This is a genomic window from Thermogutta sp. (assembly GCF_014359955.1).
Taxonomy (GTDB): domain Bacteria; phylum Planctomycetota; class Planctomycetia; order Pirellulales; family Thermoguttaceae; genus Thermogutta.
This window is the reverse complement of sequence record NZ_JACIYL010000250.1, coordinates 1-5,431: the sequence shown is the minus strand read 5'-3', so window position 1 is coordinate 5,431 and position 5,431 is coordinate 1. Positions and strand designations below refer to the sequence as shown.

General features: G+C 59.7%; 3 protein-coding genes and 1 pseudogene. 1 reads left to right on the top strand and 3 read right to left on the bottom strand.

Annotation, left to right across the window (positions count from 1 at the left end):
- The 3 genes and pseudogenes from H5U08_RS09290 to H5U08_RS09280 form a co-directional block, all read right to left on the bottom strand.
- A pseudogene (locus H5U08_RS09290) lies at positions 1-348 on the bottom strand (IRE (iron responsive element)); the annotation flags it as partial.
- Positions 345-2,270, bottom strand: coding sequence for a hypothetical protein (locus H5U08_RS09285; RefSeq protein WP_297032385.1), 1,926 nt, complete (start codon positions 2,268-2,270; stop codon positions 345-347). The gene H5U08_RS09285 and the pseudogene H5U08_RS09290, both read right to left, overlap by 4 nt.
- Positions 2,254-3,210, bottom strand: coding sequence for an ABC transporter ATP-binding protein (locus tag H5U08_RS09280; protein ID WP_297032384.1), 957 nt, complete (start codon positions 3,208-3,210; stop codon positions 2,254-2,256). The genes H5U08_RS09285 and H5U08_RS09280 overlap by 17 nt, the downstream gene beginning before the upstream one ends.
- A gap of 1,012 nt (positions 3,211-4,222) precedes the next feature.
- On the opposite strand from H5U08_RS09280, the gene nusA reads away from it, so the two are divergent.
- The coding region (gene nusA, locus H5U08_RS09275) for a transcription termination factor NusA (RefSeq protein ID WP_297032383.1) at positions 4,223-5,431 on the top strand (1,209 nt) is incomplete at its 3' end.

The following is a 5,431-nucleotide window of genomic DNA, read 5'->3' as shown; positions in this document are numbered from 1 at the left end:
GACGAAATGCGGCTCCAGTTTGACCATCTGCTCCAGGGTGGCGGAGAGATTCGTCCAGTCTTTGCGGCGCTTGTAGTCTTCCGCCTTCATCCAGAGGATGTGGACGGCGACACCCCGCATTCCCAGAGTCGCCAGCTTGATCGCTTCGCCGCTGGGGTCGAGCTGGCCGAGTTGCGTGGGGGTCAGGCCTTCCTTTTCTCGGACCTGGGCCAGTACTCCGCCGGGACTGCTCCGCTGGGGATCGCGCGAAGGGGCCGCCGGCGTCCCCAGATAAGCGAGGACCCCCAGGAGGACCGCCATGATGACCAGGTACACAATCTTTCGCAAAAACTGCTGACGCGAGGTCATGCTGCCACCTCACGAGATCGCAGGAAGAAATGGCCGGCCACGATGAGCAACACCAGATAGCCTGCCACGGTGATGATATTCACGGCCAGTAAACTGGGACTGACGTTGTATCCGTACGCCACAAAGTCGATGAATCCCAGGCGGTCCATCGGCGGGATGATGTACGAGAGTAGATCGAGCCAGGCCAGAAAGACCGAGTCGATCGCCCGCGCCACCATCAGACCGACCGTGCGAGGAATCTCCACCATCACACCTTCCTGGGTGAAAAGGCGGATGAAGGACTCGATGGGACCGAATCGGGCGGGCGTCTCCACTCCCGGATACAGCTCACCTGTGACAATCTGCCGCATGAACTGGTGGGCCATGCCGGCGATGGTAACGCCCAGCGTGGACACCAGTGTCACCGGTGTTCCCAGGAAGGTGCTGAGCGTCACCCCGAAGCCGATGGCCAGCACCATCTGCAGCCAGATACCGAAATAGCCCTTGAACAGGTTGAGGAAGAACGAGCGGTTTCCCGCCCGAATGTACAAGTCCGGCTTGGCCATCCCGAAGTACTGCCCGCTTTCCAGACAGCGGATCCAGATCTCGATTCTTCCGTCCGAGGACGTGAAATCCCGGAACAGATCGAATTCTTTCTGAGAGAGGACCTTGGGGTCCACGGGCTTGAGCTTGACGTATTCGATCGTGCCGTCGGCATGCTTGATTTTGCGGGGTTCCACGCGGACGCTGGAAAACCGCGTGATTTTCTTGGGTATGTCCAGCGCCAGGATGCTGAACTCCTTCGACTCAAAGACCTGGAGTTCCACCATCAGACCGTTTTCCGGATTACGCACGGAAAGACTTCCCAGAATTCCCCGCTCGATGTCCCCTTTATGGGTACGGAATACGCCGATATTCATTTCGATGGGGACGGTGTCTCCGGGGAATTCGTCGGGTTTGAGGTCCTTGAACGTCCAAATGGCGGCCGCCTGGGAAGCCCCTTCAATGTAACTTCGGTATGTCCATTCATCGCCGACGCTGATTCCTTTTTCCACGTCGAACCCGTTGCGGTCGCGAAAGACCAGGCTGCCGTAGATGGGGACTCGGGCCACCAGTTGACCTTCGGGTCCTCCCAGGCGATAAGTCACTTTGCCGTCGGCCGATTTTTCCACCCGTACCGAATGCGTGTGCCCGCGCTCCATATCGACGCGGGGAATGCCGTTGGCGTCCACGAAAAACCGATGGCGGTGACCCCAGGTTGGTTCCGTCCAGCCCTGGAGGGCCTGGCCCTGCGAGCCGTCGGGCAGTGTGACGGGCTCACCCAAAGGCCGCAGGTCCGCCGGATTCACGGCGTGCGTGTGATAGAGCCCGCGGACCACAAACGGGTAACTGATGATCCACATTGTTCCCAGGATGAAGCTGCCCACCGCAACCAATCCCAGGATCTGGCCTGTGACAATCTCGGAGGTGCGGACCGGCTTCGTGAGGACGGTGAAAATGGTCTTGTTCTGGATGTCGCCGGGCAGTCGGAAAGCCGCCAGGAAGATGACCAGCAGAATCACCAGATAATTCGTGGTGCCCAGCACGAAGTTGAGATACAGCCGGTGGGGTTCGGAGCTGGTGGGATCGAGGAACCATCCGGCAAACAGCAGGCTCACACAAAACAGCAGGACCACCACAGTGACCTTGCGTCCGAAGGCTTCTTTGATCGTCAGCCAGGCCAGGGCCCCGATGCGGCGCGGGCTGACCAGGACCAGGTCGATCACACCTGAACGCAGCAGGTCCCAGAAGCGCTGCGGGGCGCGGCGGCCGTACAAAAGCACACACCAGATGAATCCGATCAAGCTGCACAAAGTCGCGAGACCGAGCGCCGCACTGAGCCACGCCAGGAACGCAGGGCCAATCCAGGTGGAAAGTTGGGGCAATTCAATTTCGATCGGCATGGCCGTCACCTCGTCCGTGTACTCGCAGTCCCGGATGTTCTTCGCTTTCCCGGATGATCCGCAGGAACAGATGTTCCAGGGTTGTGGTGGGATTTCCCCAGGAGAGGATTTCCAGGCCGTGCTTGGCCAGAACGGCTTTGACGTCGGCTTCCGCGTCGGGGGACATCTTGGGGACACGGATTTCTGTGACGTCCCGCATGGCGAGAAGCTGATCAACTCGTCCCAGTTCCTTCAACTCTCCCTGATAGAGGATGCCGATCCGGTCGCAAACGTCCTGAACGTCGGCCAGGAGGTGACTGCACATCACGACGGTCTTCCCCTGATCCCGCAGGCGGAGGATGAGATCCTTCATCTCTCTCGTTCCGATCGGGTCCAGCCCGGAGGTCGGCTCATCCAGCAGGATGAGGTCCGGATCGTTGATGAGGGCCTGCGCCAGCCCGATCCGGCGGGTCATCCCCTTGGAATATTCCTTGAGCGGCCGTTTCTTGGCCCAGGTCAGTCCGACCATCTCAATAAGGTCCGCCACCCGCTGCCGCCGCACCGAGCGCGGCATATTGAACAGCCGACCGTAAAAATCGAGTGTCTCTTCCGCGTTGAGAAAGCGGTAGAGATAAGATTCTTCCGGAAGGTAGCCGATCCGCTCGTTTTTCGAGACATCGGTGGCGGGTCGGCCGAACACATAGACCTCACCGGAAGTTGGCAGCAGAAGTCCCAAAAGCAGCTTCATCGTGGTCGTTTTGCCGGAGCCGTTGGGGCCCAGCAGCCCGAAGACCTCGCCGCGATAAATCTGCAGATCAAGGGCTTTGAGGGCCTGCACTTTGGTGCGTCCCCAGAAGTCGCGATAAACCTTGGACAGGGTTCGCGTCTCGATGACGACTTCCGGGGGGGACTTTTCGGTTTCCGACGGCTTGAGGGCCGGACTCACTTGCGCGTCGCTCATCGCCAAATTCCTCTATCGCTGGCCATTGGATTTTCGGCAACTTCGCTGACCACCAGTCAGGGGGCCGGTGCGCTCTACGCGGTCGATCGGAGCGCTGTTCAGCCGGTTTTTGAAAACTCCGTCTTCAAACTGCCCCAGTTCGGCCCGTGCGAGGATTCTTGCCCCACCCGTTTTGCTTTCCCGCATCCCGGAGCGCCCCAACGCAGCCCGCGTCAAGCCCCGCGGAAAACCGGCGAGCCTTTCCCGCACGTTCCGGGGGCAGTGCAGAAAGGGGATTTATCCAGGTCGCTGGGGGGTAACTGGTCTAACCGGGGTACTATCCCTCTCTGGTGGTTTCCCGCCTCAGTTATACCCCCGCGAGCCCCCTCCAGCGGATTGCTCCTCCCCGAGTGGGTGGCATGAATGCACACCGCGGTGGCAATCCCGTCGTTGCTGTGCGGATGGGGGACCTTTTTTCTACTATAAATCCCGCTGGGCAGGGGAACAACGAATTGGCGCAGCTTGATTCATACAAATACCGCTGAGGCGACACGGGGCGCCGTGTGTCGTAGGGGCGATTCATGAATGGCCTTTACCGTGAGGCCCCTTCGGGTTGAATCTTCCTCCCACTCAAGCCTGTGTAGACGCCGATGTCCCCGTCGGCCGAGCAAAGTCGGGGTGTGTCAGATTGGCACCAATCTTGAGGGGGAGAGCTCAGAGACCAGGTTTTGGAAACGCACTCCTGGAGCGGTCGTCATGGGAAATTCCAGAAATTCCGTTGACACTTGACAGGTGGCCAGCAGCCGGGTATTGTGAACAGACACTGCCTAGGCAGATAAGTTGCCGCCAGCTTTGCAGGGTGAAAGGCCCCGCGCAAGCGGAAGGCTGCGCGGACGCGGCTTGAGATCGCATTATAACTTTGGGAACCGTCGCAAGCCGGGTGTGCGGCGACTTGCTGCACGACGGCGGCGGACGGTTTTTTGTTATTTACCAGCCCGAACTCGAAAGTCTGTCGGACGCACGCAGGTTGTCAATGAACCCCGACGAACTGCTGAGGATCGTCGACGCGATCCACCGGGACAAAAACATTGATAAAGAGGTCGTCTTCAAGAGCATTGAGGCGGCCCTCACTTCCGTGGCGCGCAAACGGTTCGGTGAGCAGGAAGAAATCAAAATCGTCATCGACCGTAAAACCGGTTTAATCACCGGGTACCGGGGCGAGCAGTCCATCGATCCCGAGCAGCTCACGCGGATCGGTGCCCAGGCTGCCAAGCAGGTCATCCTCCAGAAAATCCGCGAAGCAGAACGCGACGTCCTCTTTGACGAGTATCAGGAACTTCTGGATCAGATCGTGACGGGGACGGTGCAAAAAGTGGAGCCCCGGGCGGTGATCGTCAGCCTGCCGCGGACGGAAGCCATCCTGCCCAAAAGTGAGCAGATTCCCGGCGAGTCTCGCCATCCCAACGAACGCATCCGTGCCCTGGTTACCGAGGTGAAAAAAGTGGGACCGCGGCTCAAGATCGTCCTCAGCCGCATCCGTCCCACCTTTGTCGTGCGGCTGTTCGAGCAGGAAGTCCCCGAAATCAGCGACGGCATCATCGAAATCAAATCGATTGCGAGAGAACCGGGTTATCGCACCAAGGTGGCCGTCGTCAGTCTGGATCAGCGGGTCGATCCGGTAGGCGCTTGCGTGGGACTCCGCGGCAACCGCATCCGCAACATCGTGGAAGAATTGAACGGGGAACGGATCGACATCATCCGCTGGGATGATGACCTCATGGTGCTGATCCCCAACGCCCTTCAGCCGGCCAAGGTGGAGGAGGTGATTCTCTGCCAGATGCTGGGCCGGGCCATCGTCCTCGTGCCGGAAGACCAGCTCTCGCTGGCCATCGGACGATGGGGCCAGAATGTGCGGTTGGCCAGCAAGCTCGTGGGGTGGGACATCGAGATCATGACCCGCGACGAGCTCAACGAACAACTCGAACAGGCCCTTCTGGGATTCGCTTCCCTGGAGGGTGTATCGGAAGAACTGGCGGATCGGTTGGTGGGGGAAGGATTCCTCTCCTACGATGACCTTTCGGTGATCGAGCCAGACGATCTCATGGAAATGGGAGGCCTCACCGAAGAACAGGCGATGCATATCATTGCTCAAGCGGAAGCCAAGGCAGAAGAAGCGGAACAGCTTGCGGCCGAGGAACGGCGACGCCAGCGCCAGCTTGAACGTGAGCGGGCGGCGGCACAG

Excerpts from the sequence above, each read along its gene's own strand:
- H5U08_RS09285 (WP_297032385.1), bottom strand. The coding sequence starts at position 2,270 with ATGCCGATCGAAATTGAATTGCCCCAACTTTCCACCTGGATTGGCCCT.
- H5U08_RS09280 (WP_297032384.1), bottom strand. The coding sequence starts at position 3,210 with ATGAGCGACGCGCAAGTGAGTCCGGCCCTCAAGCCGTCGGAAACCGAA.